This is a genomic window from Escherichia sp. WS1118 (assembly GCF_046487695.1).
In the GTDB taxonomy this organism is placed as follows: domain Bacteria; phylum Pseudomonadota; class Gammaproteobacteria; order Enterobacterales; family Enterobacteriaceae; genus Escherichia; species Escherichia coli.
In genome coordinates this window covers 21,346-45,732 of record NZ_JBJQIZ010000019.1, presented here as the reverse complement: position 1 = coordinate 45,732, position 24,387 = coordinate 21,346, and the positions used below count along the sequence as shown (strand labels likewise).

The window sequence follows — 24,387 nt, the reverse complement described above, 5'->3', positions numbered from 1 at the left end:
ATTATAAATGAAAAACTCAATCAATTTCATCCTTCAGGGTAAAGGTGGTGTTGGAAAATCATTCGCGACCGCAATACTGGCACAATACTTTATTGATGAAAATCACATGGATAATATCGTAGTCGGTGACACAGACCCAGTTAATACAACTACGGTTAAAGTAAAAAGATTAAATGCAGATTTGATACAAATCACTGAAAACAGCAAAGTAATACAATCCAAATTCGATCCAATGTTCGAATCAATGCTGACCAATAGTCAGAATACTTTTGTTATTGACAATGGCGCATCTACATTTTTACCGTTAATTCAGTATTTCAATGATAACTGTGTTATGGACATGTTTGAAGATGTAGAACAAGACGTTTATATCCATACTGTTATCGTTGGTGGACAAGCTCTTGCGGATACCTTGCAGGGATTTGAAGAACTGAAAGAACTGGTTAAAGGAAGTAAGGTAAAACTTATTGTCTGGATAAATGAATTTCAGGGTATTCCAGCACTTGAAAATATCCCATTGATAGAAACTAAATTCATTGAAAAAAACAAGGATGTAATCGCTGGCGTTGTTGTTATTCAGGACAGAAAAAGTGATGCCTTTGCCTCTGACATCAAAGAGCTAACAGAAAAATCACTAACACTGAAAGAAGCTCTTGAGTCTGACCATTTTGGATTAATGGCTAAATCACGATTAAAACGAGTCTTCAATGACATTTACAAACAATTAGATAGCATCTATGACGATGAACACGGTGAATAATATGAGTACAGTTAATCAGCCAGAATTAAAACAGCCTGAAAAGGCTGTTTCCAGTGAAGATATTGATAATTTTATTGTTGATGTATTCAAGGAGACAGGGCATAAAATATCTAAAGATGATCCAGTTATTTCATTGATTTTTCTAAACCAAAAGATACAGAAAAAATTCAGCAATGAGTTACAAGCTAACTTCACAGCCCTGTCTGAAGGCTTCAGACAGGTCGTTTCATCTGTAGAAAATGACTATATTCAAAGATTCAAAAATATCGTTGAGACGTGCGGCGATCTGGATAATGAAATAAAAGAAAAAGTAGAAGAGGGAAAAAACGATCTAAAAGAAACAAGCGTTGAGGTAAAAGAAAAATTAACAGATGATATTATTGAACTCATATCTGGAATTAAACGCAACCAGGAAAAAAACAACAAATTATATGAAGAAAAGTTGAATTCATTATCTAAGGCTGTAAAGCCCTTCAGTACAAGAACAGCCATTGCAATTTGTGCTCTGTGCACATTATGCCTGTCTGCGGCATTTTCTGGCGCAACCTGGTATGTTGCACAACATGAAAAGGAGGCAAGTCTGCGCTTCTATGCAAGAGCATTTCTTGATATGAAAAAAATAACTGAAGAGAGCATGAGAAAATTACCAAAATCAGACCAGCAAAATATAAAACTCAAACTAGAAGAAATTGATTCAAGAAAACCATAAATATGAAAAGGAGTCCCTAATGACCACTTTTACCGACGAGGACAAAGAACTAATTAAAGAAATCAGAGAGCGAATTGGCAGCCTGGACGTGCGAGACAATATTGAGCGCCGGGCTTATGAAATTGCTCTGGCATCGCTGGAAGCAGAGCCGGTAGCATGGCGATATCGCTACGTGAAAAAAGGCGTTACGGACTCTCAGGGGGAGCCGTGGGTTGGTGACTGGAAATATGTACCGACAAAAGAGGATTGCAACGACAGGCCGAACTATGAAATTCAGGCGTTATTCACGGCCCAGCCTGTGCCACTGACACCAGAAGGATTGATTAAAGCAGTGCGTTTCTATGAACAGGTAAAGCGTGAGAATCCGCCAGTCGAAACCGGAGCATGGAAAGACGCTGTTGAGTGGGTTATCGAAGAGGCTTGTCTGGCTGTAAAAGCATCATCAGGGAAGGATGCATAGTGCGTACCTGCTTTTCTCCTGGCAACGGTGGATCTTCCGCTTCCTCGTCACTCGCTCGCTATGCTCGGTCGCTGGACTGCGGCGAGCGGTTAGCTATCAAAAAAAATCCCCGCACAACGCGGGGATAGTTTTATTTATATGCAAGTTCATGACGTGCCGCCTGAGCCAGAAAATGGCTACGATCTTTGTATACGCCACCACTTTCTCTCACATATCCATCAATACGACGAATCAATACATCAGGCAATGAAATATTAATACGTTGTTGTTTGCCCTCAATTTCTGACAAATCAACATCAATTACAAACCAGCTATCACAGTGGTTATAATTTGGGTTGGCGGAATAAGTCAAACACCCTTCATCATGAATATCATCAACAGAATGAGCGCCGCTTATTACCATCTCTTCCACGATTGCTAATATCGCTTCACGCGCCATTGCGGGTATTTCTGCCTGAGAATCAGCAGCAGAAACACATCCAAAATCAAAACAATCAAAAGCCGGAACAGTGATGCCGTATGCAGTCTGATCATCTTTCGGTGTTTCGACACCAACAGAAAAAAACATGATTATCTCCACAGAAGGCAGTGATTTACAACGTGGTGCACTGTAAAGACACAAAGACCTTTACAATGTAAGCGAGAATTTTTTAAGCCTATTACAGAAAAATCATATAGTGTTTTACTATATGATACCTGATTGACACTTTTAACTGCACATCTCATTATTTACACCGTAAAGACAAACACAGCTTTACATTGTAAAGCCAGATGATTGAACACTCCGTCTCCCTGATAAGGAAAAAAAATGGCTCAAGCAACTCCAGAAAAGATACTGGCAATCATAGATGATCATGATCGCGCACAAAAAAAACAACGCAACAAAAACCTCTTAATTTATTTATGTCTCTGCTTAGCAATTATTGGAGTGGTCGCGTATTCCTTTATATCAAAGTTTCGTCTTGATGGTGTAGCCGTCCTTACAGTGCTTTTGGGCGTGTCCGCAATCGCATTTTTTCTACATTATGTGGAATCAGGGAAAGGCCAGATTCTTAGTAGTGACCGCATATTGTCCATACTCGATAAAACCAAAGATTACCCTGCAATTCGACGTAAAGTTGTTAATCGCTTGCTCTCCGGTTCAAAACTCACGGGTAAAGATGAAGAGTACATATTCAGTGAATTGAAAAAAGCTGAACAAAGCAACGAACGTGAAAAGAGATTGCAAGCAATTAAAGAGTATGCATCGTAATACACCGTAAAGCATTGTTTGTAAATACAACACACTACACCGTAATACCAAGAAACATCAACGCCTGCGAGCAACAAAAAGGGGCGATTAAGCCCCTGCGCGATGATGACTGACTTCTTTTTCCAGTGCCTTATTGACAAAGGCATTCAGCGACAAATCTTCTTCCATCGCCATTTCAGCGACCCGACGATGCAGCTCTGGATCAAGCCTGACGTTAAACACACCTTTAAAGGGCGTGTCAGGCTCCTTTCCGTCCTCCACACAGGACTGTAAATACAAATCAACCGATGTTTTAAATTCCCGTTCCAGGTCAGCCAATGTTTCTGCCTCATAAGTCACCAGATCACGAATAAATGCCAGCTTTCCATACAGGATATTATTTTCAAAATCCGGCTCAACCGTACCTAAATATCCTTTATATTTTAAATGTTTCATAAAACCCCAGCCTCTTTCAAGTTCTGTTTAATAGCTTTCAGCGTTCCACCTTTAATATAACTTTCTGGATGTGGGCGATGCATTAATATTGTGTGATTAATTTCAGCATTGAAAAATCGCACTCTTGATCCCTGCATTTCCTTTTTGACATATCCTAGAGAAGAAAACAAAACAACGAGTTCATCCCATTCAAACGTTTTTTTACTGTTTAAAAATTTTGCCAGTAGCTTATCTGCTTTCCCCATACGCTATAATCCCATCCCTTGCCAACATGCAACTAATTATAGTTACAAATAGCGTTGTTGTCAAAAGTCATCGGACAAATAGGAGGGTGAAAGAAAATACCAGGGAGCAGCGAAGCCACATACCCCTAAGCGCAGCGCAACCGCCGGAAAACGCACCACACTGTAAAGACAACGAATAAAATCTTTACAACGTAAAGCTAAATATGTAATACAACTCGCTTACACAATAAGAAAGGGAGAGCATGACACTCTCCCCATATATGAATTTATCCCGGTTATTTAAAACATTTCATACCCTTGCAGGTAGTTTAACCACCACCGGAATTGATCCCACTCCGTGCACGTCATTGCCGGAATTCTGGTTTCCCAGCCTTTGACAAGGGAGTCAGCAAGCTGTACGATCTGCCGCGTTGACATTTAAAAACCTCATTCAGTTTTGATTGTCGATAACGTGATCAGGTTGTTCCAGCAACCTGATCACACCTTTCATAATTTATTTTCCCCTTATACATCCGATATATTCTTTAAAACTCAAATACTCCTCGCCATTATTTAACGAGTCAAAATATTTTTCATATTCGTCCCGATAGAAAAGAATTAAATCAATATCACTCTGCTTAAGTTCACCAAACTGAGAAACAATTCCGGTCTTATAGTCACGAATTTTATTGTTATCCGTAAATATGACAACATACTGTTGTCCCGTATCCTTATGAATAAGAACAATCGTGCAAAGCGTTACTCGTTCGAATGTGAAAACATGATTCGTGGTTGAAGTGAATTTCATTTTAAATCTCCTGTCCGTTTGGACTTAAGAAGGAAAGGAGCCAATCCCCTTTCGATGAAACAATAATACATCTATTTAGATGTATTATCAAGATTTGTTGCCTGAAAACAGCAAGTTATTTGATGGTTTGCTCATTTTTTTATCCGCGCCAGCGGATAGAAGGGGCGAAAGAAAATACCAGGGAGCAGCGGGGCCACATCGCCCCGAAGCGCGGCGCAGCCGCTGACGAACATACCAGGATGCACAGGGCCATCCCTTCGCCCTGCAAAGCCAGAACAGACCAACAGGCTATGATCATGCTGATTTGCGCCGCAGAATGCCGCAGTTAGCGCGAGCGCCAGCGAGTTCACGCCGTCCTGGTGCATTGCAGCAGGGCGGGGCGCTGTACTGCGCGTGTGAGCGTCAGCGAGCTACGGGCGCAACAACACACCAGGCAAAATCGCAATTATGTAAAGTCGCCCTGTTACAAACACACACTGTGTAAAGACAAAGAACAATTACAATGTAAAGACAAATAAACCTTTACACTGTATATCTTAGATTTCTGCGTCGTGGTGTTTTTCTTCTCGCTCACGGTTCCTCCGGTGAGCGGGATTCAGCTTTTTTATGCAGGACGTATTCAGGGTGCTCCCCTGCAAGTAATAACAGGTACTCAAATTCACCTTTCGATAAATTAAGCTGGTTGTGGGTTTTAGCTTCTTTTTTCTGCCATGTACTTAAGCCTACGCCAAAAATCTCACCGCACTCTGTCTGGGTAAGGCCAATTTTTTTACGTAATTTCTTTATGTTTTCCGGTGTATTTTCAATAGTCATGCATCACTCTCCTTATATTCTTTCACCATAGTTAAGAGAATATTCTTATCAACAGGTCTTAAACCATTTTTTGTAAAGTCTATTGCCTCGACCTCACTTTCATTAAAAACCAGCTCACTTAACGTTCTCTTTGTTCTTTTTGTTTTTCCGTCAGTGAACTCCTTTGAATAACTGCTTATTTTTTTTACAAAATGGTATTTTTTATCAATCACTTCAAGATAATAAGTCAATCGCCCTTTATTTTTTCTCATAACTGTTTCAAATATCCTGTAATTTTAACAAGTTGATCTATACTCAAACCCCTAATCTGCAAATCATAACGCTCGCCCTGCTCGGTGACTTTACCGTTCAATCCATTTTCAGCTTTAAAGCCTGTCAATGCCCCATACCAGCTTTCAAGCTGGACAAGTTGCGATAACATACCTTTCAGGATCAGAATTTCGTCCTTTTTTGCCGCCTGGCGTTTCTCATACTCAATCGCCTGTAACACCTCCTGCGAAGCATTTAGCAAAATTTTTCGCTCGATATTGGCTGCTATATCAACGGGATTCCGCTTCCTGGATAACGTACAAACATGATACGGACTACTCCAGGAACGACTATCCACACTCCCCACAACAGAAAATCGGTCTTTTTCCATCCGAATATGCACAGAGTAATTTTTAAACTGCGGTGACGTCAGTTTTATACGAGACGGACAATCATCAAGTTTGTTCACGCGCCAGCCGTTCCCCAGGATACGGCAGACAACTTCAAAGACAGGGTGATATTGTTCAAAAAAAGAGTTCATCTGTTTCCCTTTTTGCTACGTGGCTGCTGTTCCCGTCTTTTTGGGTTCGATGCCCCAAAAGACGGGCTGGTATGATATCGGGGGCTTCTCGCCCCCGTTCTGGTTACGCTCTGGTTTCCACGCGTTGCCACCCTGTCGCCCTGCGCTGTCCGGTTGTACCGTATTTTGCGCGGATTTCTTCTATCGTGTGTTCTTCACGATTCCAGTAACTTTTATGTTCGTCTGGACGATAAAACCATTGTTTTTTCTTTGCCGCCCATTTACACCCGATTTCTTTTAAAGTTTCCTTATGTGTAATAGTTTCTCCACTAATCCATACCCAGTTACCTATCACTTCAAATACCAGACCAGATAAACCAGAAAGAACGTTTAATACTTTTTCCAGGTCATCACCGTAATTATATCGTGCATGTTCATCAGCGCTCTGGAACTGATTTATTTTATCAATATTTGCCATCAAGACATCAAAAGCTGCATTTACCGCTTTCATCAGTTCAGCCCCTAACGGGTTACGATCTGGATGATATTTTAAAGCGGCTTTTCTGTATGCTGCTTTGATATCTTTTTCAGTTAATTCGCCGGATAATCCAAAAACGTTTAATGCTTCCTGGATATTCATTTTAAATCTCCTGTCCGTTTGGACTTAAGAAGGAAAGGAGCCAATCCCCTTTCGATGAAACAATAATACATCTATTTAGATGTATTATCAAGATTTATTTCCTGAAAACAGCAATTTACTTGATGATTTGCTCGTTTCTTAATCCGCGTCAGCGGATAGAAGGGGCGAAAGAAAATACCAGGGAGCAGCGGGGCCACATCGCCCCGAAGCGCGGCGCTGTACTGCGTGTGTGAGCGTCAGCGAGCTACGGGCGCAACATTACATTGCTGCATTAGCCCGGCATTCTCCACGCCCTGAAGGACGGAGTTTTACCCCATCATTCATACTAAAACCCCCTGGGTAAATACTACTACTATTAACATTTTTAACATGGTTGCAGGGGATACCCCCTGCAACTATTTTCTTAGTAGTATGATGTGAACTCGTGTTTTTCTTCCGGTGATCCTTTATATGCTGTTTCGAATTCCTCAATTTCAATTGCTGGCGTACTGTAATAATCACGCACTCGCCGTTTTAATGGCTCACCACAGAAATCATTAAGTAATGGGGTCTTATATCCGCTCATTGAATGAGTCCGATGAACTGAAGCGCGAATCTCCTGAACAGTTACGGTTTTTTTGCCATGAACAGAAATAACCTGGTAGAAATTAACGTTCGTTTGCTCATATCCCCAGGAAGATACAAACACATCGCCAACAGAAACAGTGCCGTTATTAAAAGTCAATGTTTTCATTTTAAATCTCCTGTCCGTTTGGACTTAAGAAGGAAAGGAGCCAATCCCCTTTCGATGAAATAATAATACATCTATTTAGATGTATTATCAAGATTTATTGCCTGAAAACAGCAATTTACTTGATGATTTGCTCATTTCTTAATCCGCGTCAGCGGATAGAAGGGGCGAAAGGAAATACCAGGGAGCAGCGGGGCCACATCGCCCCGAAGCGCGGCGCAGCCGCTGACGAACATACCAGGATGCACAGGGCCATCCCTTCACCCTGCAAAGCCCAACGGACTGACAGGCCATGATCATGCTGATTTGCGCCGCAGAATGCCGCAGTTAGCGCGAGCGCCAGCGAGTTTACGCCGTCCTGGTGCATTGCAGCAGGGCGGGGCGCTGTACTGCGCGTGTGAGCGTCAGCGAGCTACGGGCGCAACAACACACCAGGCAAAATCGCATCCTGAAAAGTTACCCTGTAACATACACACAATGTAAAGCACAAAAACAATTACAACGTAAAGACACAAACATCTTTACAACGTAGGTATAATGAATACAATGTAAAGACGAATAAACCTTTACACTGTATATCCGAGGTTTCTATGGGGAGAGCATTACTTGTCGCATCAGATAAAGGCGGTGTAGGAAAAAGCACCACAGCAACAAACCTGGCTTCTTATCTGGTAAATAATTCACGAACGGTCATCATTCTGAAGACCGATAAAAACAATGATATTCTTAGCTGGAATGAAAAAAGAAAGCAGAATGGCTTATTACCGGTTCCTGTTTATGAAGAGTATGGCGATGTATCAGAAGTCATTAAGCGCCTGAAAAAAATATGTGAAGTGCTGATCATTGACTGTCCAGGGCATGACAGCAAGGAATTTCGCAGCGCCTTAACTGTAGCTGACATTCTGCTTACTCTCGTTAAGCCGTCTTCAGATTTCGAAGCAGAAACGCTGACTCATGTAACAGAAAAAGTTCGCACAGCTCAACAGATCAATCCAGACCTGCAACCCTGGGTACTTTTCACGAGAATTAACACGACAAAACCACGCCACAGAAAAGCAGCGATTGATCTCGACAAGTTACTCCGGGAGAACCCGGTGTGGATACAGCCACTTCGTACACGTATTTCAGATTTAGATATTTTTGAAGCGGCCTGTAATGAAGGCGCTGGCGTTCATGATGTACGTCGCGCATCCAGCCTTTCTACAGCTAAAGCACAAATAGAGCTTTTGGCGCAAGAGTTAGGCATCAATCCCTAATGGATGTAATACGATCGCTTTACATCATTAGCTTTACACAGTAAAGCTAATGTAACACACGAAAGGTGATATAATGGCTCTTGACTTGAAAACTCCGGTAATACCAGGACAAAAAACAGAACAAACCAATGCAGACACAGCCCGATTCATCAATGAAGCTACCCGCAAAAAATCGGGAGCAACTAAAGTGACCAATGTCCGGCTTGGGGACGTTTACGAAGATATTCTGGAACGGGAAGCACTGCGAACAGGCCAGACAAAAACAGCAATAATGAAAGCGGCTCTTGCAGCTTACGAACACGGCCTGGACGAAAACGGAAAAAATCACTGGATTCTACAGTCAGCCAGGCTGAAATGATAAAGCCCTTCGGGGCTTTATCCCTTACGTTTTAATTGTTTCTTCTCGCTGGCTTTCTTACGGGCATCGAGAACCAGTTGCGCATAAGTTGCGTGTGCTTTTTTTACTGTACCAGCAGGTTTCCCGTAAAGGTCGTAACGTGTTGCGCCTGGTACAGTACAATTCTGAAGATATTGCCACCGGAACGTCATCACCTGAACCGCACAATTCCACTCTTCAATCGTCAGATCCACATCCGGGTTATCCGCCAGGTATTTCTCAACGTCCTGGAGAATCCCGCTTTTCAGGGGCAAGTTCTTTTTTTCGTCTGTCCATAGTTCAGGAAAAACAGCACGAACTTTATTGAAACACTTTTCAAAATATTCTTTCGGATATTTTGGGGGAAAAGTGATTTGTTTTTTCAAATACCAGGGCTGAGGCTGCTTTTTACGTGTTTTCTCTGCTACAGCATCTTTCTTCTGTACTTTCTTGTTTTCATTAACTGCTGATTTTTGTACTTCCTGCGGCTTTTCATTCACCACAGGATTTTCTGGCATGACCAGAACGCGGCGTTTTTTGACCACAATCACGGGTGTTTTTTTGGGCTGCATACTCGCCTCAATAATTGCTGTCATATTGACTAATTATACCATATTCACCAGTTAATATCCTGAAAATACATGGAAAAAGGGGGTATCCGTACAGAATACCCCCTTTGTAAAGGCGCTTAATGCCAGAACCACATCATCCCCAAAAAGGCGGGCTTTCGCCCGCCTCCGGGTTGCTACTTACCGCCGGATTCGTAAGCCATGCTTGCCGTAACCTCCCTGTATCCGTCCTTCAGCCGGATTTCGCACAGGCGATTCCGGGTCAGGAGTGTGAATATTAACAACGTGCAGCACACGATTAATACGCACCAGATAAGGGCGTTTCCCGGTAGTTTCATGGCCTTCTTCTCCTTGCGTAACGCGCGGTAAGAGGCTATCCTGATGTTGTTCAAGCATTGGGATCGCCTCGTGGGTTAATGAAAAATTAACTACGGGGCTTTCTTCTTTCTGCCGCACAACAAGATACAAACCACCTTTTCGCCATGAGGCAGAAAGCCTCAAGCGCCAACAACATTATATATCGACCAGAAACTTGAAAATACATGGTATTGCGTAAAGGGCGGTAAAAGTCTATCCTGGTGTTGTTGAAGCATTGGGATCGCCTCGTGGGTTAATGAAAAATTAACTACGGGGCTTTCTTTTTTCTGCCAGACAACAGGATACAGTGCGCCTTATATCCCCGTCCTTCAGGGCGTGGAGGATGTCAAATATTGACCAGGAATTAAATTCCCAGCTTTCGGCGTGGACTATACAGTGTGTGATTCACCACGATGAATCCTTTGTTGATCCACTGTGTTACCTGCGCAGGTTGAACTCCGGTCAGCCTGGCGAACGATGCCTGATTCCCCCGATAGAACTTGTTGATGTATTCAATCAAAGGCATTTTTTAATTCTCCGAAACAACGCAAAATCATATAGTAATTTACTATATGATTTTTATTTCGCAAGTGATTAACTCATCGGATTTCTTTGTAGTTAACGAAACGTTAAATTTAGTTTGTGCCTGGATTGACATCCTCCCCCACCTTCGCACTTCGTGACTCAGGAGGGGGATTCCCATTAGTGGGTGACGGCTGATTGCTCAGCCTCTGGTTCCTGCTTCAACGGGCGGCCTGACTGCACCATCCCTCCACAGGCAAGCACGGCGTGCCCCGCCGCTAAAATGTTACGAGCGCCGTTTACATCGGCGTTCGCTGTATATCCACATACCTGACACACAAATTTACTTTGTGACAGGCGATTTTCTTTCGCAGTATGACCACAGCACGCGCAACGCTGGCTAGTGTACGCTGGCGGAACAGCAAGCACCTGACCGCCACGCCAGAGCTGCTTGTACTCAAGCTGGCGGCGCATTTCATACCAGCCCTGATCCAGTATCGAACGGTTTAAACCTGATTTTGCCCGGACATTGCGCCCCGGCTGGCTGACCGTACCCGCTGCTGACTTTGACATGTTGCTGACCTTCAAATCCTCAATGACTATCATTGCGTGGTTTTTGCTGACGGTCGTTGTGACTTTGTGAAGGTAGTCCCTGCGGATATTTGCAATACGGGAATGCAGTTGCTGTATTTTGCGTTTCTGCTTCTGCCAGTTGTTGCTGAATTTGACCTTGCGGCTTAACTGACGCTGGAGTCTCGCCAGCTTCTTCTGGTTTTTCTGAAAACTGTTTACAGGCTCAAAGACTGTGCCATCTGACAGCGTGGCAAGTTTAGCCACGCCAGCATCCAGCCCGACTATCGTTGTGCTTGTGTGATTTGGTTCTGCCGTTTCAATTTCAACCTGAAACGAGATATACCACTGTCCCGCTAACTGACTGATTGTCGCATTTTTGATTTTACCGTTCACACGTTGAGATTGCCGGAATTTTACCCACCCAAGACCTGACGGTAGCTTCACTCTGCGATTTTCAAGGCAGCAATATTTCTCAAAGTTCACAAAACGGATTGAGTCTCTGCCCTCATTTTTTCGTTTCCATACCGGAGCCTTAGCTGCGAGCTTTTTATCAAAACAACGTTTCCATGCGGTATGCAGGTCTTTCAGCTTTTGTTGCAGATTGTCGGTATAAGCATCCTGTAAGAAGATGTATTCCGGCATTTTTTTCCACACCGTAATCATCCGGTTCAACTCGAAAGCCGAAGGTAGCTTTTCGCCTGAGCCAAGTATGCGCTTTGTCTCCGCAAGACCTAAATTCCAGACAAAACGGGCGCAACCACATAACTGCCGCAAACGCTGCGACTGCTCATGCGTTGGTTCCAGTCTGAATTTGTAGGCTTTCAGGATTAGCATCATCATTCAGTGTGTAGTAGATTTGCTTACAATATTACTGCTTTTACGGCCAACCTCAATGCAAAAATATAAAATCAATCGTTCAAGACATGCTGCCTTCCTTTTGCATGTTCATCTTGTCTTTGTAACAAAATACCGTCGAAAGATACTGGGAGAGTTACACTGTGCAGCATTCCATCAGTATGCAGCAGAAGTCTGCCGTGATTTTGGGGCAGAACTTAAAGAAAGTAACGGAGACGTCGATCATGTCCACATGCTGATCGAATACCCACCAACAGTGCAACTTTCGGTACTGGTTAACTCACTGAAAGCAGTGACATCCCGCCGTCTGCGAAATGAATTTCTTGATTTGCGGGGGGCATACGGAAAAGCCGTGCTCTGGTCGAGGTCATACTTTGCTGGCTCCTGCGGAGGTGCGCCGCTGGAAGTTGTGAAGCAATACATTCAACATCAGCGTGGCTGATCACCTTTCGGGCTTTTCAAGCCCGTCCAAATTCCCCTCCCGCCTTATGTCGGCGGGAGTACCCTTTGGAAGTTAAGATGGCACGCAAGAAGCACACTAGCATTATTATTTTGATCAAAACGCTATTTCCCCCGTCATTGGGGGGCTTTCTTTTTTGATGCCGCGCCAGCGGCATGGAAGGCGGCACTCCGTTGTTACATATGATACTGGAGTAAAACCGCCGAAGCCCGGCGTAAGCCGGTACTGATTGATAGGTTTCACCTTACCTATCCCCATCCTGCTAAGCCATACCCGCTTTCAGCCATGAAATAGCTTTTGTGCGCGGTCGGAGTGGTCCCGACAAGGGTTTACCCGCAGTCGGGGCGTATCTCCGCGTTAGCGGGCCGCCAGGACCGCTTACGAGCGTGTACTTGGTACTTCCAGCCAGAAGACTGACAGCCATGTGATTTCTTAGTTACAACATCCATTATTGAAAGCGATGTTGTTCCCGCCCTTCGGGCGGGGGCGGCGGCGCTTTTCAGTGATGGGTTGGGCGCTGTGGCTGAGTATTTGCAGCGTTTTTTTGTAAGAGGGTTGGAGGGGCTTTGTTTTTCATTAGGCAGAAGTCCATATGCCCGCCGCGAAGCGGTGGGAGGTACTTTTATATTCTGAGCGGCGCGGCGTTAGCCGCTGCAAGCGAAGGCATTTTTGTAATTATCCACAGTTGTTTCAAAGATAAATATTTTCCCTGCGGCGAAGCAACGCAGGGGATTAAAGAACAGGGGTTAAGAATATATTGCGGGTTTGATGTTCTATGTTTGCTGCTTTCTGAAGCTATTCCTTTGCGGGTTTTTGTGGATAACCGAAGGCGTTTTTACTCCGATACCCTATTGCGGCCATCAAAAAACTGTCAGAGCGGGACAAAATGAAAAACGGTCGTCAAATATGAGGAATTTCATGAAATGCAGGCAACACGAAAAGCCCCGAAGGGGCTGAAGAGAGTGCCGATTGTATCAGGCAGCTAAACTAGTGGGGTGGCGAAGCTGTCAGAGCCAGTTCAAGCTGACGTAGATCTCTGGCTACCAGTTGCTCTAATCTTTCTTTAGTGCACCAGTACGCTTCGTCCGGCGGCATACGCTTCAGAATAAACCGCGCAATTTCGTTTCGCTGTTCATCATACGGCAGTTTTGCCAGGCGATTAGCACGTTTGCGCTCCGCTGCTTTCTTACGTCGGGACTTGATGGCATCGAGAGAACGCTGCGCATACCAGCGTTTACGAGCCGAGTGAACAGAGATTTCTTCGCCCTCGCGGATAACGCCTTCTTTAATCAATTGCAGACGGATTTCACTTTCTGCAAGGCGTTTACGTTGCTGTTCCTGAAGTTTCACCAGATCAACTCCCAGCATTTTCCAGCCAGTTTCGGTGATCCAGACGTATTTCGGCAGTCGCTGGCGGGATTCACGGTCCCATATCGTCTTTTCTGACGTTCCCAACGTGCCAAAGGAAACCTGCTCTGCCAGCAGACGGGAAAGGCGCGATACTGTGACTGCGGTTTCAGGAATCACGTCTCCCTTACTGTCTTTTGGGCTTATTTCTTCTGCCAGGCGGGAGACAGACATGCCGACAGTGTGCAATCCACGATCACAAAAACTCACAAGTACAACCCATATTGCGTCAAGCAGCCGCTGTTTTTCCGGTCGGAATTTATATTTGCGACCGACACTCTGACGTTTCAGTACATAAAATGGATGCAACGACATGTGCATTCTGAGTGTGTTCTGACCAGTGACCGGGTCTTTTTTAACGAGACGATTGTAAGCGTGGCCCAACTGTCCGCCCAGCGCCTTATAGTTGTCGGGACGGAACCAGGCTGGATTCTCACACTTTGGCTTAGTGGAATGTTCACCCCGGCGACGTTTTGTTGTTCCGCCTTTGTTTTCCTGGAGGACCAGGAATGAGCTTTCAATACCCGCTTCGTAGTCCTGCCAGAAACGGACCTGCTCTTCCGGTGATAGTTCAGACCAGTGACGTTTGCTAATCACAGCAAGCTGCACTTAGCTTGCACTGTAAGAGTTGATATTTCCTTCTCATGGAATTAAACTCCATCTCAGGTAACAAGCATACCTGAAATAAATAAGCTCAAGGCTCTGCCTTGATGTCAGCCCCCGCTAATCTGCGCTCCCTGGAAAAGACGAGATTACGGGGGTTTTCTTTATCTGAAATTTACGTTCTCGAACAAAATTTCAGCACCTCGTTTTCTGCATTTACAAATCGCGGAAAACTTGCCTGCAAATTTAGCAGCATGGGCGCAATCGATCAACGATGTTCAAGCCTGGCTCGTTTCCTTTTTGATTCAACACACATCTCTGACAGCTTCAAAATCGTTTTCAGAACAGCTAGTGAAGCCCCTTCTTTACTGACGTTCCCCATACAAAACCTTACAAAATCAGAAATTCAGAATTTTGTATATTCAAAAAAGTTTTTTTGACTACATACACCCACTCACACGATCGAATAAACCACGCAAACAGTATTATCTAGATTTTTAGATCGTACACCATTTAACAAACAGAATATTATTCTGTTTTTTAGATATTATACAGATCATTAGATCGCTCTTCTGGCATTGACAGGTTTTAAATGTCGCACACACAATACTATCCAGATGATTGTAAAAAGCGCGTTCATCGCGTTTTTTGTGCTCATTGCCTGGAAAATGAGCACTCTTTGACGCCCGTTAGAACGCTTGTCATCTCATGCTCTTTAACAACCCCGGACAGCGGTCATTGCCTAAAGCCCTGGCATAAGGAGGTTATTATTCGTGCATTTCAAGCACCGCTGGCATCTGTCAGCAACGGGCTACGTAACAGAGTGACGTGCCGCGCCATCTACACAGGTAACGACTCTTTATCCGCAAATATCATTCTGCATACTTAAACCCCCTTATTTGGTGAACTCGCGTTGAGTTAATCTCACTCACTCTCTCCCTGAGCAAGTCGTACAGGCTGCAACGCAGAAGTACACCAGATTTGCCAGTCTCCACTCCAGGTAAGGGGGTTTAGCTATGCATGATGATGAACAATCAGATAAAGAGCCTGTAGTGAGTGGCTGCAACTTTTCATAATTAGCTTATGACGCTGTATTCCGGGGATGTTTCTATTTCAGACAAACAACCGGGAGAAAATATGGCGCGTAAGTTAAAAATTAATCCTGTCATTCCTGAATGTGTGGCAGATTTGAAAGGATATCCACTCTATATCATCGTGGCTTATTGGGGATTAAGAAATAATAAAACGCTCACAACAACGGATGTTAGCCGTAATTTCCTTATTACACAGCAACAATCTTATGATGTGCTTACCTACATTTACCAGGAAGCACAGAAGCAGATAACAGCAACTAAACGAACACTATTTAACGAGCACAAAAGAAGAATTAGCGCGTTCAGGATTCTTGATATTGACAAAGGCATATTGCGCACACCCAAAAAAGAGATTGCATATGCCAGCTACGACAATATACCAACTGTCACAATGAAAAGTACCCGTTGTGAGATCCAGGATAGTTTTACAGAACTGCGCCGCTGGATGTGTTCAAGAAAGACAGGTGATCGAGTGGAGGTATTTTTGAATGCCTAAGTACCAAATAAACGCAACCATCAAAAAACCAGGTGGTGGCCCCGTGAAATGGACTCATTACAGCGACTTCCCTATGACCGCTGAAGAATGCAGAAAAAACTTCTCAAAAGAAAAAGAAGCAGGAAAGTGTTTTTCTGTTGATGTTCATATTTCAGATTTCATTTGCAAAGAGATACCTCCACAAAATGCAGGAAATACATATGGCTGATTTTGGTTCCACTAAACAAACCGTAACATTTGAAGAATGGCACGAGCTATTAATGGATTACGCAGAGTTACGCGGTGGAAATGCCGCCGATGCGGAAGCATGGCGCGGTGATTATGAAGCAGGAAAAACTCCGGTTGAAGCATATTGTGATGAATGGGGAGAGGATTAATCATGATTGACGCTATAATTACGCCAATAGTTACATCTATTCCGTTACTCTTATTAATTTTAGTTGCGCTGATATTCGTTAAATCTGCCGTCAAAATCGTGCCACAAGGTAATGCCTGGACAGTGGAACGCTTTGGTAAATATACCCATACGCTTTCCCCCGGTCTTCACTTCCTGATCCCGTTTATGGACCGCATAGGTCAACGGATCAACATGATGGAAACCGTCCTGGATATTCCTAAACAGGAAGTTATTTCGAAAGACAATGCAAACGTAACTATCGATGCTGTTTGTTTTGTCCAGGTCATTGATGCAGCGAAGGCAGCTTATGAAGTCGATAATCTTGCATCAGCTATTTCAAATCTTGTTATGACCAATATCCGAACTGTCGTTGGTGGAATGAATCTCGACGATATGCTTTCTCAACGTGACAGCATCAATTCTAAACTGTTAACGGTTGTCGATTATGCGACTGACCCGTGGGGAATTAAGGTCACACGTATTGAAATTCGGGATGTTAAACCACCAAAAGAACTGACTGAAGCGATGAACGCGCAAATGAAAGCGGAACGAACTAAGCGTGCCCGGATTCTTGAAGCGGAAGGTATACGCCAGTCAGAAATTCTGAAGGCAGAAGGGGAAAAACAGTCTCAAATACTGAAAGCAGAAGGGGAAAGGCAATCAGCATTTCTTCAGTCTGAAGCACGCGAACGTCAGGCAGAAGCGGAAGCTCGCGCAACAAAACTGGTGTCGGATGCAATCGCTGAAGGTGATGTTCAGTCTGTTAATTACTTTATTGCGCAGAAATACACTGAAGCACTCCAGGCAATTGGCACAGCATCAAACAGTAAACTGGTTATGATGCCGCTTGATTCAAGTAGCCTGGTGAGTTCGGTTGCAGGTATCAGTGAACTGCTAAAAAACGTATCACAGGATACTCCCAAAGTTGATATGAAACAGGCTCAACAATATTTGTCTTAAAAAAGATAGCGGACGGTGACAATATTATTTTAATCACCGTCCTTATCTTAACTCCTGAGTGAGCCATTAAAATGAAAACTTATACATGCATCATTATCATTTTGTATATAATTCCCATGTCAACATGGTTTTTTCTCCTTTCTATTACAAGAGATAATAATGAAAGAGAAAGACTACAGCATATTATCGACTCCATATTTCCAAGATGGCTAGACTGGGGATCTTCGACGCTCATGATAGCAACGATGCCTCTGCTTATATGGAGTTTGAATGGCATATTCTTCGGTTTATGTCTGTTGTTTAATGTATTAGCCGTTTGTTACCACCTTTATTATCTTTATTCACTCTCCGCCTTTTATCATGGAGATTAGCCATGTTATGGTTTACACTGTTTCTTCTGTGTATTGCACTTGAAATTATAACCGGAACGGGATGGTTACTCTTAATCAGTCTTGGTGCATTATCAAGCGCCATTATGGGCTTTTTTCTTCCGATATCACAAGAAGCCAATATATGCTTCTTTGCGTCAATCAGCATACTGGCGTCGATAATTAAGTTCTTCTATGACAAAAAACATAAGAAATTAGACACTCTCCTGGTGAACACAGGGCATTCACGTTTTAAAGGAAAAGAATTTACGCTCAGTGACGATATTGTTAACGGCAAGGGGCAATTACTCATTGGTGATACATTCTGGCCTGTTGAGACGTTACACAATGAAAACTACCCTGCGGGAACAAGAGTTATTGTTACAGACATGCAAGGAATAACTCTTAAAGTAATGACCATCGAAGACAAGAGTGAAAACAAGGAATAAATCATGCATCTTTCGTTGTTAATTCCGCTTACAGGAGCAGCGATGAATGCACTATGTATTTTTATTATCAGACTTCTGGATAAGGATTTTATTGAAGCCTACAAAAAAACGCTAAAAAACATTACTGCATTACATATTTTATTGATGGTGTTAAGTGTCACAGGAATAGTATGAGGAAAATTCAATGCGAAACGCAAATGAAGGTGTTTCTCTTTCAGAGATTGTAACTAAAGCCACATTACGCAAATTTGGTATTAGAGGTGTAAATAAATACGAGACATACACAGTCATAATAATAACTGTAGCTTTTTTTATCCTTGAATCAGCAGCAGGAAGGGCCAAAGATACATTTGCTGTGGCTGTAAAAGTATTAAGCTACATGCTCCCCTGTACGGCAATTATCATGGCTGTCATATGGATAATATTTTTCATCGGCGATAGACGAGAAAAGTTAAAACATGCAGAGCTGGACGTGATTAAGATAAAAGCTCGTCAAAAAATCTACGATCGCCTGCGTTACGTTGAAAATGAGCATATCGTTTTCGACCCGGTTACAGGTCGGGAAGTTCCGGCAGAACGGACTTGTATCAATGAACTTGTTGAAGCTCTCGCGATGGAAGCAACAACGTGAGAAGGTGACAGCCCCCTGAAGGATACGATGAAATGTACAGAAAAAAACATCACCTAATAAAAATATTTTTATTAAAAATGGCGTGCAATGTTTTTTCTTTCCTGCTGGGTGCTTTCATACTTTCAGCACCGTTTGTCTTATATACATTAACCGGTTCAGTTCTGAATGCCGTTATTCATTTCACCTTTTCTTTGCCTTTAGCCACCATATTACTGGTTTATGCTTATTCAGGCTTTGAAGAAAGCATTTATTTATTCATGGCATACAAATATGACTCAAGCAAAAGCTAATCTGAGAAAACTTCGCCGTGCACGTTATGTCCCCCCTCGAACAGTAAAGAAAAGCATAGCGAATACAGAACGTGTCGTTTCAAAAGCAATTACCGGCTGTGGTGTCTTCCGTGATATACCACAAGTAAAAATCAATCTCATCGAAACAAGGAAAATTTTACAAATCGAACTGGCTTTATCCATTGCTAACTTATCTGAGGCGAATCCAATTGAGATACGAAAAAAAATCAAAAGCATTGACCGACAATTATCTTCAACCTCAAAAATCAGAACTACATTATGAAAAAAAACGACGATTTAATCACTTTACCATCTCATAACAGCCACGCTCTCGATTACATCATTAAAAAAGCGTTTACACCACGTAAAACCAAAACATCGACAGCGACCCACAACGTTTATAGTTACAATAAAGAAGAATCCACATTAAATTTCCAAAAAATTGGAGAAGCAATTTTTTTCGGCACAGACCTGGTAATTAAGCTGAAGCCAAATATTAGTGCCTCTGGTGAACTCTTCATCTGCCAGAAGGACTAAGCTATGAACATTGTTTCAGAATTTCTTGAGAAAGTAACAACCATTGTTGAATCCACAGCGGCGACGAACGCCGCTAAGGTCGCACAGGCAATATCTCCTACATTTTTTGCGGCTATAGCCTTATACGTTATTTATCTAATATATGAAATCACGTATGCCCAACGTGACATCCTTATGAACGAGGTGACGAAGAATATCGGTGCATTCGCCCTGGTTGGTGCATTCACTTATTCAGCGCCTTATTACAGCCAGTTTGTTATTCCTTTTGTAATGCACGCTGGCTCCGACCTTTCTGCTGCTGTTACTGGAGGTTCAGGAACTGCAACCAGTGTTGATAATTTGTGGAACGCTCTATCTACGAATTTAAACAACTTCCTTGATACAAGTATGAGTATTTATGGAAAGTTCCAAATTGCTGAGAAAATGGGGGTTTATCTAGTATGGGGGATTGGCTATATCGGCGGAATGCTTCTCATCTATTACACTACTGTTTTCTTGACACTATCAACTTTCATGGTTGGAATTCTTCTTTCCGCTGGCATTTTATTCATTTGTTTCGCTCTATTTTCATCGACCAGAAATATGTTTACTGCATGGGTCGGCAGTTGTCTCAACTATATACTGTTAAATTTATTCTATAGCATATCATTTAGTTTCTTAATTAGTTTCGTTGAATCAGTTGTCCCTGTTAATGGAGATATAAAACTATCTATTGTAGTTTACTTTTTCCTTATTACTATTATTTCCATATTCCTTATAGAACAAGTTGGCACACTCTGTTCTACATTAACAGGTGGGGTAGGTATAAATGGCCTTACATCAGCCGCTAATGGCTTTGGAGGTAAGGTTGCATCTGGTTTTATGCGAGCATCAGGACTCCGATCTTTCACCAATGGATTTGCCAGCAAAATGCCAAATCCATTCTTTAATGCAGGAAGTCGTTCTGCATCAGCATTAGTTCAGGGATTAAACCGTGGAAGTAAACTTAAAGCGGGGTGATTAACATGAAAGATAAAGTATTATCATTTCTCTTTGCTGGAATAATTACCGTAACATCACCATCAATCTTTGCATCTGGTATTCCAGTAGTAGACGTTACAGCGATAGCTAAAACAGTTGAAGAAGGGCTAAATCGTGCCGCTGAAGCGGCAAGACAGCTTGAGCAACTCAAGCAACAATATGAACAGACCATAAGATACGCTGAAGAACAGAAGAAAAGACTCGAAGGCTTCACTGATTTCAGCAATGGCTTTGATAGCGCATCCAGCTATATGAAGGATTCTCTATCAACAATAACAAATAGTGCAAAATCAGATCTTAGCTCTTTGCGATCGCAATATGACTTATCAAGCAACATTGCAGAGACGCAACAAAAATATGATGCAATCCTGGCTAAGATCAAATTCTATGAAAATTTCAACAATGAAATGCAGGAAAGGGCTAAGAGATTAACCACGTTACAGAAGGAGTTCGCGTCAGCAGATACTCCGCAAAAAAAAGCTGACTTATCTAACCAATTGAATACAGAAAAATTGACAATGGAGCTACAATTGAAGCAATATGATATTGCAGAGAGACAGCTAATCGCGTCTGAAAATGCAAGACAAGAGGCTGTTAGTCGAGAAAAGTTTAAATTAATGATGCAATAGGTGTTCGAATGAAAAAATTCATAAGCACTTTAACTATCTTGTCATGCTTCCTTTTAGCTGCTTGTGAAGACAAAGTTTATGATGTCAGTTACTACACTGAACATCTTGAACAAGCCCAAGATGTTGTCGAAAAATGCAGCAAAGGGGATATGTCTGGTCAAAACTGCGAAAATGCGCGTGAAGCCATTCAAAAAGAGCAATCGGGTAAAGCATTTAAAAATATGATGCAATAATCCTTCATTAAAAACAGCTCGCAAAGCGGGCTTTTTTTGGCTGTACGCAGTGACCAGTTGATAAATAGTTCTAATGTTCGTGCTGCATTAGAACAACGCACAAAAAGAAGAGTACAAGAAGACAGTGCGGGATCTAATGGAACGTTTACAATAGAATCACCTTCCCTATAGCAAGGTGATTCTATTTAAAAGAATACCCGCCTCGTGCGGGTCTTATCTTGCTTAAAGATCTATGAAACCTCCGGCTTCGGGTATTAAACTATAACTTGCTTTGGCAAATATTGTTTCATTGACTTCATGGAATCTTATTTTCTCCGCCTGTTCATATGTTACAGGGAAGAACACGCCCCCTGGCTCATTAAACATCATAAAATCACCTTGCATTGCGTTACAATGACAACAATGATTCGCGTAATACTTCATTTTTGCTGTTTTGCTATGGGATGGATAATATAATTTTGAATACTCATTAATCCTTGAGAGAGCAGAGGTTGAAATTATTTCAATTTTCGTTAAATCAGTCCACCATACTCTACTGGTTAACCACCGATAAATCATATTTTTCTTTGAATCAAAATACTCCATACCCTTAGGGGAGGATGTTTCATACCATTCATCTAATATACAATCTTCCCATTCGGCAGGATCAACTCCCCAAATAACGTCTCTATACTTATACCAACGAGGTAAAAAAATACCAAACACAGGAGTTGTTTTCTTACAGCGCCAACAAGACTGGTGACTTTCCGCAATATAAAAACGTTGCGAAAAAACATTGTAATCATGTTCATTTAATTCTTTTATCCACCGAATAAAATAAATTGGATTTTTCCCCTGTGGAACAAACCATTTCCGTTGTTCTTGGTCCCATTGCGCCCCTTTTTGTTTAGCCAAATCCTTTTCTTCAAACGGAACATTTAAATAAAACCGCGCCATAGCCAACTTAACTCCAGTATTCTGTTCTGATGATGCACCAGGATAGATATCAAAACTAAACAAAGAGTGCAATTCCGCCTTTAATGGCTCATTCATACCCGCCTCGTGCGGGTTTTCTTTTGCCTGAAATATGGAGGAACACCATGAAATCCATCATTTTATCGATGGTTGCCGCCACCGCATTACTGTCAGGCTGCGCGGATAGCAAAACACAACCAGTACCTGAGTCACCGTTAACCAAACATGACCATCAGATAACGTTGAAAATTGATACCGTGCGAACAGACCTGCCGGACAGTTCTCCTGTTTGTTTGAATGGTATGAATATATACGAAAGTCTGAGCGAGCGGCATCCAGGCTTGTTTGCCAAAAATCAGAACGTGATTTTCCGTAGTGCATTCTTTGATGACGGTCAGGCGATATCCTCCGAAACAATCCGCAAAATAATGCAGAGTACCCCGTGCGTTGAATCACAAACAACATCTGCCGGAAGCTGGGAACCTGCCACGGAACTGATCCCCCGTCAGGCAATATCCGGTGACACTACACTGGCTGAAAAAGATCGGACTGCTGGCTTCACAATGCGGATAGCACCGGAGATTGAGCGTGGAAATTTCCACCTGCTACTCACAACCACTGACCCGATACGGAAACTGACTGTCAAGCAGAATATTTTACTCAAACCGGACCAGCCCCTTATCGTGAGTGGTTTTACTGGAGTTAATGCTGATAGCCAAAGTGAGAACCGGATTGTCATCATTACGCCACACGTGCGTTGATTCCCAACCCCGGATCATTTTTGTCGTTCCCCACAATCAAAAGCACCTTTAAAAGTCTTTTTAAGGTGCTACAATCTCCATGATACAAATGGAGGACTTATGAGCTACCAAATTCTGACTACGACAGCAGCCAGTATTACTGACCTGAAAAAAAATCCTATGGGAACTGTAGCCGAAGGAGAAGGGGATGCCGTCGCAATCCTGAACCGAAATGAACCAGCGTTCTACTGTGTCCCACCAGAACTTTATGCCTACTACCGGGAACTCGCTGAAGACGCTGAACTCAACGCAATTGCTGATGAAAGAATGAAAAATCCAGACATTGTAAGGGTTAACCTGGATGATTTATGAACTGGCATTTGACCACAGAGCACTGAAGGAATGGCAAAAACTCGGTCACACTGTTCGTGAGCAATTCAAAAAGAAACTGTCAGAACGCCTGATAAATCCACGCGTCCCCGCAGCCAAGCTACATGGTCATACTGACCGTTACAAAATTAAGCTTCGCGCATCCGGTTACAGGCTCGTTTATCAGGTAATTGATGAGAAGGTCGTTTTGCTTGTGATTTCTGTGGGAAAAAGAGAAGGCAGCGACGTCTATCACATGGCAGATACCCGCTGATATTTTAAACCTGTCAAGTAACCCGCCTCGTGCGGGTTTTCTTTTGCCTGAAATATGGAGGAACACCATGAAATCCATCATTTTATCGATGGTTGCCGCAAGTGCTATCGCACTCACTGCCCCCGTATATGCGTCTGATCCGTGTGCTTCCGTTCTTTGTCTGTACGGTAAAGCTATCGGTAGCGGCGGCGGGAGCGAATGCAAAAGCGCCGAAAAGGACTTCTTTAATATCATCAAAAAGAAAAAGGGATCTATTCGCTGGAGCAAAACCTTTGATGCCCGAAAAGCGTTTCTTAATCAATGCACGACCGCAGACCCTGCGGCGATCTCAAAAATCATGAGTAAGTTCGGACGTTCCTGGGGTTAAC

The 24,387-nt window shown here is 42.8% G+C and carries 39 protein-coding genes and 2 pseudogenes; 24 read left to right on the top strand and 17 right to left on the bottom strand.

The annotated features are described in order from the left end of the window. The first annotated feature begins 7 nt into the window (after positions 1 to 7). The 3 genes from ACJHYO_RS22135 to ACJHYO_RS22125 are packed head-to-tail and all read left to right on the top strand — an operon-like array spanning position 8 to position 1,929. The gene (locus tag ACJHYO_RS22135; RefSeq protein WP_000797966.1) at positions 8 to 760 is read left to right on the top strand and encodes a conjugal transfer protein TraL; all 753 of its coding nucleotides are present in this window, start codon (positions 8 to 10) and stop codon (positions 758 to 760) included. Position 761: 1 nt separating this feature from the next. Further along, positions 762 to 1,469 carry a hypothetical protein gene (locus ACJHYO_RS22130; RefSeq protein WP_000108796.1) on the top strand — a complete coding sequence of 236 codons (708 nt, stop codon included), beginning with the start codon at positions 762 to 764 and terminating at the stop codon, positions 1,467 to 1,469. Between the two features lie 19 nt (positions 1,470 to 1,488). Next, positions 1,489 to 1,929, top strand: coding sequence for a hypothetical protein (locus ACJHYO_RS22125; protein WP_052993860.1), 441 nt, complete (start codon positions 1,489 to 1,491; stop codon positions 1,927 to 1,929). 130 nt (positions 1,930 to 2,059) lie between these two features. On the opposite strand, the gene ACJHYO_RS22120 is transcribed toward ACJHYO_RS22125, so the two are convergent. Beyond that, positions 2,060 to 2,497: a type II toxin-antitoxin system HicB family antitoxin gene (locus ACJHYO_RS22120; RefSeq protein WP_104773485.1), complete on the bottom strand. Its 438-nt coding sequence runs from the start codon at positions 2,495 to 2,497 to the stop codon at positions 2,060 to 2,062. Positions 2,498 to 2,737: 240 nt separating this feature from the next. On the opposite strand from ACJHYO_RS22120, the gene ACJHYO_RS22115 reads away from it, so the two are divergent. Next, a complete protein-coding gene (locus tag ACJHYO_RS22115) occupies positions 2,738 to 3,181 on the top strand; it encodes a hypothetical protein (RefSeq protein WP_023223351.1) in 444 nt (147 codons plus the stop codon). 87 nt (positions 3,182 to 3,268) lie between these two features. Here the strand turns inward: ACJHYO_RS22115 and ACJHYO_RS22110 are convergent, their stop codons facing one another. From ACJHYO_RS22110 to ACJHYO_RS22070, 9 genes are all read right to left on the bottom strand, one after another. Continuing rightward, on the bottom strand, positions 3,269 to 3,616 hold the full coding sequence (locus ACJHYO_RS22110) for a type II toxin-antitoxin system HicB family antitoxin (protein WP_000681609.1): 348 nt from the start codon (positions 3,614 to 3,616) through the stop codon (positions 3,269 to 3,271). Then, positions 3,613 to 3,861 carry a type II toxin-antitoxin system HicA family toxin gene (locus ACJHYO_RS22105; RefSeq protein ID WP_000513532.1) on the bottom strand — a complete coding sequence of 83 codons (249 nt, stop codon included), beginning with the start codon at positions 3,859 to 3,861 and terminating at the stop codon, positions 3,613 to 3,615. The genes ACJHYO_RS22110 and ACJHYO_RS22105 overlap by 4 nt, the downstream gene beginning before the upstream one ends. A gap of 493 nt (positions 3,862 to 4,354) precedes the next feature. Beyond that, complete coding sequence (locus ACJHYO_RS22100; RefSeq protein WP_000673428.1) at positions 4,355 to 4,648, bottom strand: hypothetical protein; 294 nt, start codon at positions 4,646 to 4,648, stop codon at positions 4,355 to 4,357. A 131-nt stretch (positions 4,649 to 4,779) separates the two neighbouring features. Then, positions 4,780 to 4,998: a hypothetical protein gene (locus tag ACJHYO_RS22095; RefSeq protein ID WP_154101533.1), complete on the bottom strand. Its 219-nt coding sequence runs from the start codon at positions 4,996 to 4,998 to the stop codon at positions 4,780 to 4,782. A 220-nt stretch (positions 4,999 to 5,218) separates the two neighbouring features. Continuing rightward, positions 5,219 to 5,461, bottom strand: coding sequence for a hypothetical protein (locus tag ACJHYO_RS22090; RefSeq protein ID WP_000151456.1), 243 nt, complete (start codon positions 5,459 to 5,461; stop codon positions 5,219 to 5,221). Then, the gene (locus ACJHYO_RS22085) at positions 5,458 to 5,712 is read right to left on the bottom strand and encodes a hypothetical protein (protein WP_001230709.1); all 255 of its coding nucleotides are present in this window, start codon (positions 5,710 to 5,712) and stop codon (positions 5,458 to 5,460) included. Before ACJHYO_RS22085 ends, ACJHYO_RS22090 begins: the two co-directional genes overlap by 4 nt. Next, the gene (locus ACJHYO_RS22080; RefSeq protein ID WP_001083904.1) at positions 5,709 to 6,251 is read right to left on the bottom strand and encodes a hypothetical protein; all 543 of its coding nucleotides are present in this window, start codon (positions 6,249 to 6,251) and stop codon (positions 5,709 to 5,711) included. The genes ACJHYO_RS22085 and ACJHYO_RS22080 overlap by 4 nt, the downstream gene beginning before the upstream one ends. 103 nt (positions 6,252 to 6,354) lie before the next feature. Beyond that, the gene (locus tag ACJHYO_RS22075; protein WP_001025393.1) at positions 6,355 to 6,870 is read right to left on the bottom strand and encodes a J domain-containing protein; all 516 of its coding nucleotides are present in this window, start codon (positions 6,868 to 6,870) and stop codon (positions 6,355 to 6,357) included. Between the two features lie 403 nt (positions 6,871 to 7,273). After that, positions 7,274 to 7,603 carry a hypothetical protein gene (locus tag ACJHYO_RS22070; RefSeq protein ID WP_000855119.1) on the bottom strand — a complete coding sequence of 110 codons (330 nt, stop codon included), beginning with the start codon at positions 7,601 to 7,603 and terminating at the stop codon, positions 7,274 to 7,276. Positions 7,604 to 8,190: 587 nt separating this feature from the next. Here ACJHYO_RS22070 and ACJHYO_RS22065 point away from each other — a divergent pair. Both ACJHYO_RS22065 and ACJHYO_RS22060 read left to right on the top strand, forming a co-directional pair. Further along, complete coding sequence (locus ACJHYO_RS22065; protein WP_000532148.1) at positions 8,191 to 8,856, top strand: division plane positioning ATPase MipZ; 666 nt, start codon at positions 8,191 to 8,193, stop codon at positions 8,854 to 8,856. Positions 8,857 to 8,929: 73 nt separating this feature from the next. Then, positions 8,930 to 9,214, top strand: coding sequence for a hypothetical protein (locus tag ACJHYO_RS22060; RefSeq protein WP_001162371.1), 285 nt, complete (start codon positions 8,930 to 8,932; stop codon positions 9,212 to 9,214). Positions 9,215 to 9,231: 17 nt separating this feature from the next. Here ACJHYO_RS22060 and ACJHYO_RS22055 read toward each other — a convergent pair whose 3' ends face one another. The 4 genes and pseudogenes from ACJHYO_RS22055 to ACJHYO_RS22040 all read right to left on the bottom strand — a co-directional run bounded on the left by ACJHYO_RS22055 (position 9,232) and on the right by ACJHYO_RS22040 (position 12,087). Continuing rightward, the gene (locus tag ACJHYO_RS22055; RefSeq protein ID WP_000125165.1) at positions 9,232 to 9,828 is read right to left on the bottom strand and encodes a ProQ/FINO family protein; all 597 of its coding nucleotides are present in this window, start codon (positions 9,826 to 9,828) and stop codon (positions 9,232 to 9,234) included. A gap of 149 nt (positions 9,829 to 9,977) precedes the next feature. Continuing rightward, positions 9,978 to 10,100, bottom strand: coding sequence for a type I toxin-antitoxin system Hok family toxin (locus ACJHYO_RS22050; RefSeq protein ID WP_223170659.1), 123 nt, complete (start codon positions 10,098 to 10,100; stop codon positions 9,978 to 9,980). Next, a pseudogene (locus ACJHYO_RS22045) lies at positions 10,045 to 10,197 on the bottom strand (DUF5431 family protein); the annotation flags it as partial. The gene ACJHYO_RS22050 and the pseudogene ACJHYO_RS22045, both read right to left, overlap by 56 nt. Before the next feature lie 663 nt (positions 10,198 to 10,860). Then, positions 10,861 to 12,087 carry an RNA-guided endonuclease InsQ/TnpB family protein gene (locus tag ACJHYO_RS22040; RefSeq protein WP_001672025.1) on the bottom strand — a complete coding sequence of 409 codons (1,227 nt, stop codon included), beginning with the start codon at positions 12,085 to 12,087 and terminating at the stop codon, positions 10,861 to 10,863. A gap of 58 nt (positions 12,088 to 12,145) precedes the next feature. Here ACJHYO_RS22040 and tnpA point away from each other — a divergent pair, with 58 nt between their 5' ends. Beyond that, a complete protein-coding gene (gene tnpA, locus ACJHYO_RS22035; protein ID WP_001175008.1) occupies positions 12,146 to 12,550 on the top strand; it encodes an IS200/IS605 family transposase in 405 nt (134 codons plus the stop codon). 114 nt (positions 12,551 to 12,664) lie between these two features. On the opposite strand, the pseudogene ACJHYO_RS22030 reads toward tnpA, so the two are convergent. Then, a pseudogene (locus tag ACJHYO_RS22030) lies at positions 12,665 to 12,855 on the bottom strand (hypothetical protein). Between the two features lie 700 nt (positions 12,856 to 13,555). Further along, a complete protein-coding gene (gene repA / locus ACJHYO_RS22025; RefSeq protein WP_001175212.1) occupies positions 13,556 to 14,584 on the bottom strand; it encodes a plasmid replication initiator RepA in 1,029 nt (342 codons plus the stop codon). Between the two features lie 1,131 nt (positions 14,585 to 15,715). Between repA and ACJHYO_RS22020 the strand changes: the two genes are divergently transcribed. The 13 genes from ACJHYO_RS22020 to ACJHYO_RS21960 all read left to right on the top strand — a co-directional run bounded on the left by ACJHYO_RS22020 (position 15,716) and on the right by ACJHYO_RS21960 (position 21,682). Then, positions 15,716 to 16,168, top strand: a complete 453-nt coding sequence (locus tag ACJHYO_RS22020; RefSeq protein WP_000101552.1) for a CaiF/GrlA family transcriptional regulator — start codon at positions 15,716 to 15,718, stop codon at positions 16,166 to 16,168. Continuing rightward, positions 16,161 to 16,376 carry a DUF1187 family protein gene (locus tag ACJHYO_RS22015; RefSeq protein WP_001127357.1) on the top strand — a complete coding sequence of 72 codons (216 nt, stop codon included), beginning with the start codon at positions 16,161 to 16,163 and terminating at the stop codon, positions 16,374 to 16,376. Before ACJHYO_RS22020 ends, ACJHYO_RS22015 begins: the two co-directional genes overlap by 8 nt. Further along, complete coding sequence (locus ACJHYO_RS22010) at positions 16,369 to 16,545, top strand: hypothetical protein (RefSeq protein ID WP_000753050.1); 177 nt, start codon at positions 16,369 to 16,371, stop codon at positions 16,543 to 16,545. The genes ACJHYO_RS22015 and ACJHYO_RS22010 overlap by 8 nt, the downstream gene beginning before the upstream one ends. Positions 16,546 to 16,547: 2 nt before the next feature. After that, positions 16,548 to 17,525, top strand: a complete 978-nt coding sequence (locus tag ACJHYO_RS22005) for an SPFH domain-containing protein (RefSeq protein ID WP_000564239.1) — start codon at positions 16,548 to 16,550, stop codon at positions 17,523 to 17,525. A gap of 373 nt (positions 17,526 to 17,898) precedes the next feature. After that, on the top strand, positions 17,899 to 18,342 hold the full coding sequence (locus tag ACJHYO_RS22000; RefSeq protein ID WP_000964330.1) for an NfeD family protein: 444 nt from the start codon (positions 17,899 to 17,901) through the stop codon (positions 18,340 to 18,342). Between the two features lie 3 nt (positions 18,343 to 18,345). Next, positions 18,346 to 18,516, top strand: a complete 171-nt coding sequence (locus ACJHYO_RS21995; protein WP_000550720.1) for a hypothetical protein — start codon at positions 18,346 to 18,348, stop codon at positions 18,514 to 18,516. Between the two features lie 10 nt (positions 18,517 to 18,526). After that, entirely contained in the window at positions 18,527 to 18,973 is a 447-nt protein-coding gene (locus ACJHYO_RS21990; RefSeq protein WP_001243165.1) for a hypothetical protein, read from the top strand. Positions 18,974 to 19,005: 32 nt separating this feature from the next. Beyond that, complete coding sequence (locus tag ACJHYO_RS21985; RefSeq protein WP_001542015.1) at positions 19,006 to 19,263, top strand: hypothetical protein; 258 nt, start codon at positions 19,006 to 19,008, stop codon at positions 19,261 to 19,263. Next, complete coding sequence (locus ACJHYO_RS21980; RefSeq protein WP_001360345.1) at positions 19,244 to 19,546, top strand: hypothetical protein; 303 nt, start codon at positions 19,244 to 19,246, stop codon at positions 19,544 to 19,546. The genes ACJHYO_RS21985 and ACJHYO_RS21980 overlap by 20 nt, the downstream gene beginning before the upstream one ends. Then, positions 19,543 to 19,800 carry a hypothetical protein gene (locus tag ACJHYO_RS21975; protein WP_000739144.1) on the top strand — a complete coding sequence of 86 codons (258 nt, stop codon included), beginning with the start codon at positions 19,543 to 19,545 and terminating at the stop codon, positions 19,798 to 19,800. Before ACJHYO_RS21980 ends, ACJHYO_RS21975 begins: the two co-directional genes overlap by 4 nt. A 3-nt stretch (positions 19,801 to 19,803) precedes the next feature. Then, positions 19,804 to 20,799 (top strand): type IV secretion system protein, encoded by a 996-nt coding sequence (locus tag ACJHYO_RS21970; protein WP_001028540.1) that lies wholly within the window; start codon positions 19,804 to 19,806, stop codon positions 20,797 to 20,799. Between the two features lie 5 nt (positions 20,800 to 20,804). Next, entirely contained in the window at positions 20,805 to 21,449 is a 645-nt protein-coding gene (locus ACJHYO_RS21965; RefSeq protein WP_001310442.1) for a type IV secretion system protein, read from the top strand. Between the two features lie 8 nt (positions 21,450 to 21,457). After that, positions 21,458 to 21,682 (top strand): EexN family lipoprotein, encoded by a 225-nt coding sequence (locus tag ACJHYO_RS21960; protein ID WP_000713562.1) that lies wholly within the window; start codon positions 21,458 to 21,460, stop codon positions 21,680 to 21,682. 222 nt (positions 21,683 to 21,904) lie between these two features. Here the strand turns inward: ACJHYO_RS21960 and ACJHYO_RS21955 are convergent, their stop codons facing one another. After that, positions 21,905 to 22,714, bottom strand: coding sequence for a DUF5710 domain-containing protein (locus ACJHYO_RS21955; protein WP_024237698.1), 810 nt, complete (start codon positions 22,712 to 22,714; stop codon positions 21,905 to 21,907). A gap of 47 nt (positions 22,715 to 22,761) precedes the next feature. On the opposite strand from ACJHYO_RS21955, the gene ACJHYO_RS21950 reads away from it, so the two are divergent. The 4 genes from ACJHYO_RS21950 to ACJHYO_RS21935 all read left to right on the top strand — a co-directional run bounded on the left by ACJHYO_RS21950 (position 22,762) and on the right by ACJHYO_RS21935 (position 24,386). Beyond that, positions 22,762 to 23,397 (top strand): hypothetical protein, encoded by a 636-nt coding sequence (locus ACJHYO_RS21950; protein WP_104773486.1) that lies wholly within the window; start codon positions 22,762 to 22,764, stop codon positions 23,395 to 23,397. Between the two features lie 99 nt (positions 23,398 to 23,496). Beyond that, complete coding sequence (locus tag ACJHYO_RS21945; protein WP_000121741.1) at positions 23,497 to 23,748, top strand: type II toxin-antitoxin system Phd/YefM family antitoxin; 252 nt, start codon at positions 23,497 to 23,499, stop codon at positions 23,746 to 23,748. Then, positions 23,738 to 24,019 (top strand): type II toxin-antitoxin system RelE family toxin, encoded by a 282-nt coding sequence (locus ACJHYO_RS21940; protein WP_000638823.1) that lies wholly within the window; start codon positions 23,738 to 23,740, stop codon positions 24,017 to 24,019. Before ACJHYO_RS21945 ends, ACJHYO_RS21940 begins: the two co-directional genes overlap by 11 nt. A gap of 67 nt (positions 24,020 to 24,086) precedes the next feature. After that, entirely contained in the window at positions 24,087 to 24,386 is a 300-nt protein-coding gene (locus tag ACJHYO_RS21935; RefSeq protein ID WP_000835764.1) for a TrbM/KikA/MpfK family conjugal transfer protein, read from the top strand. The last annotated feature ends 1 nt before the right edge of the window (position 24,387 follow it).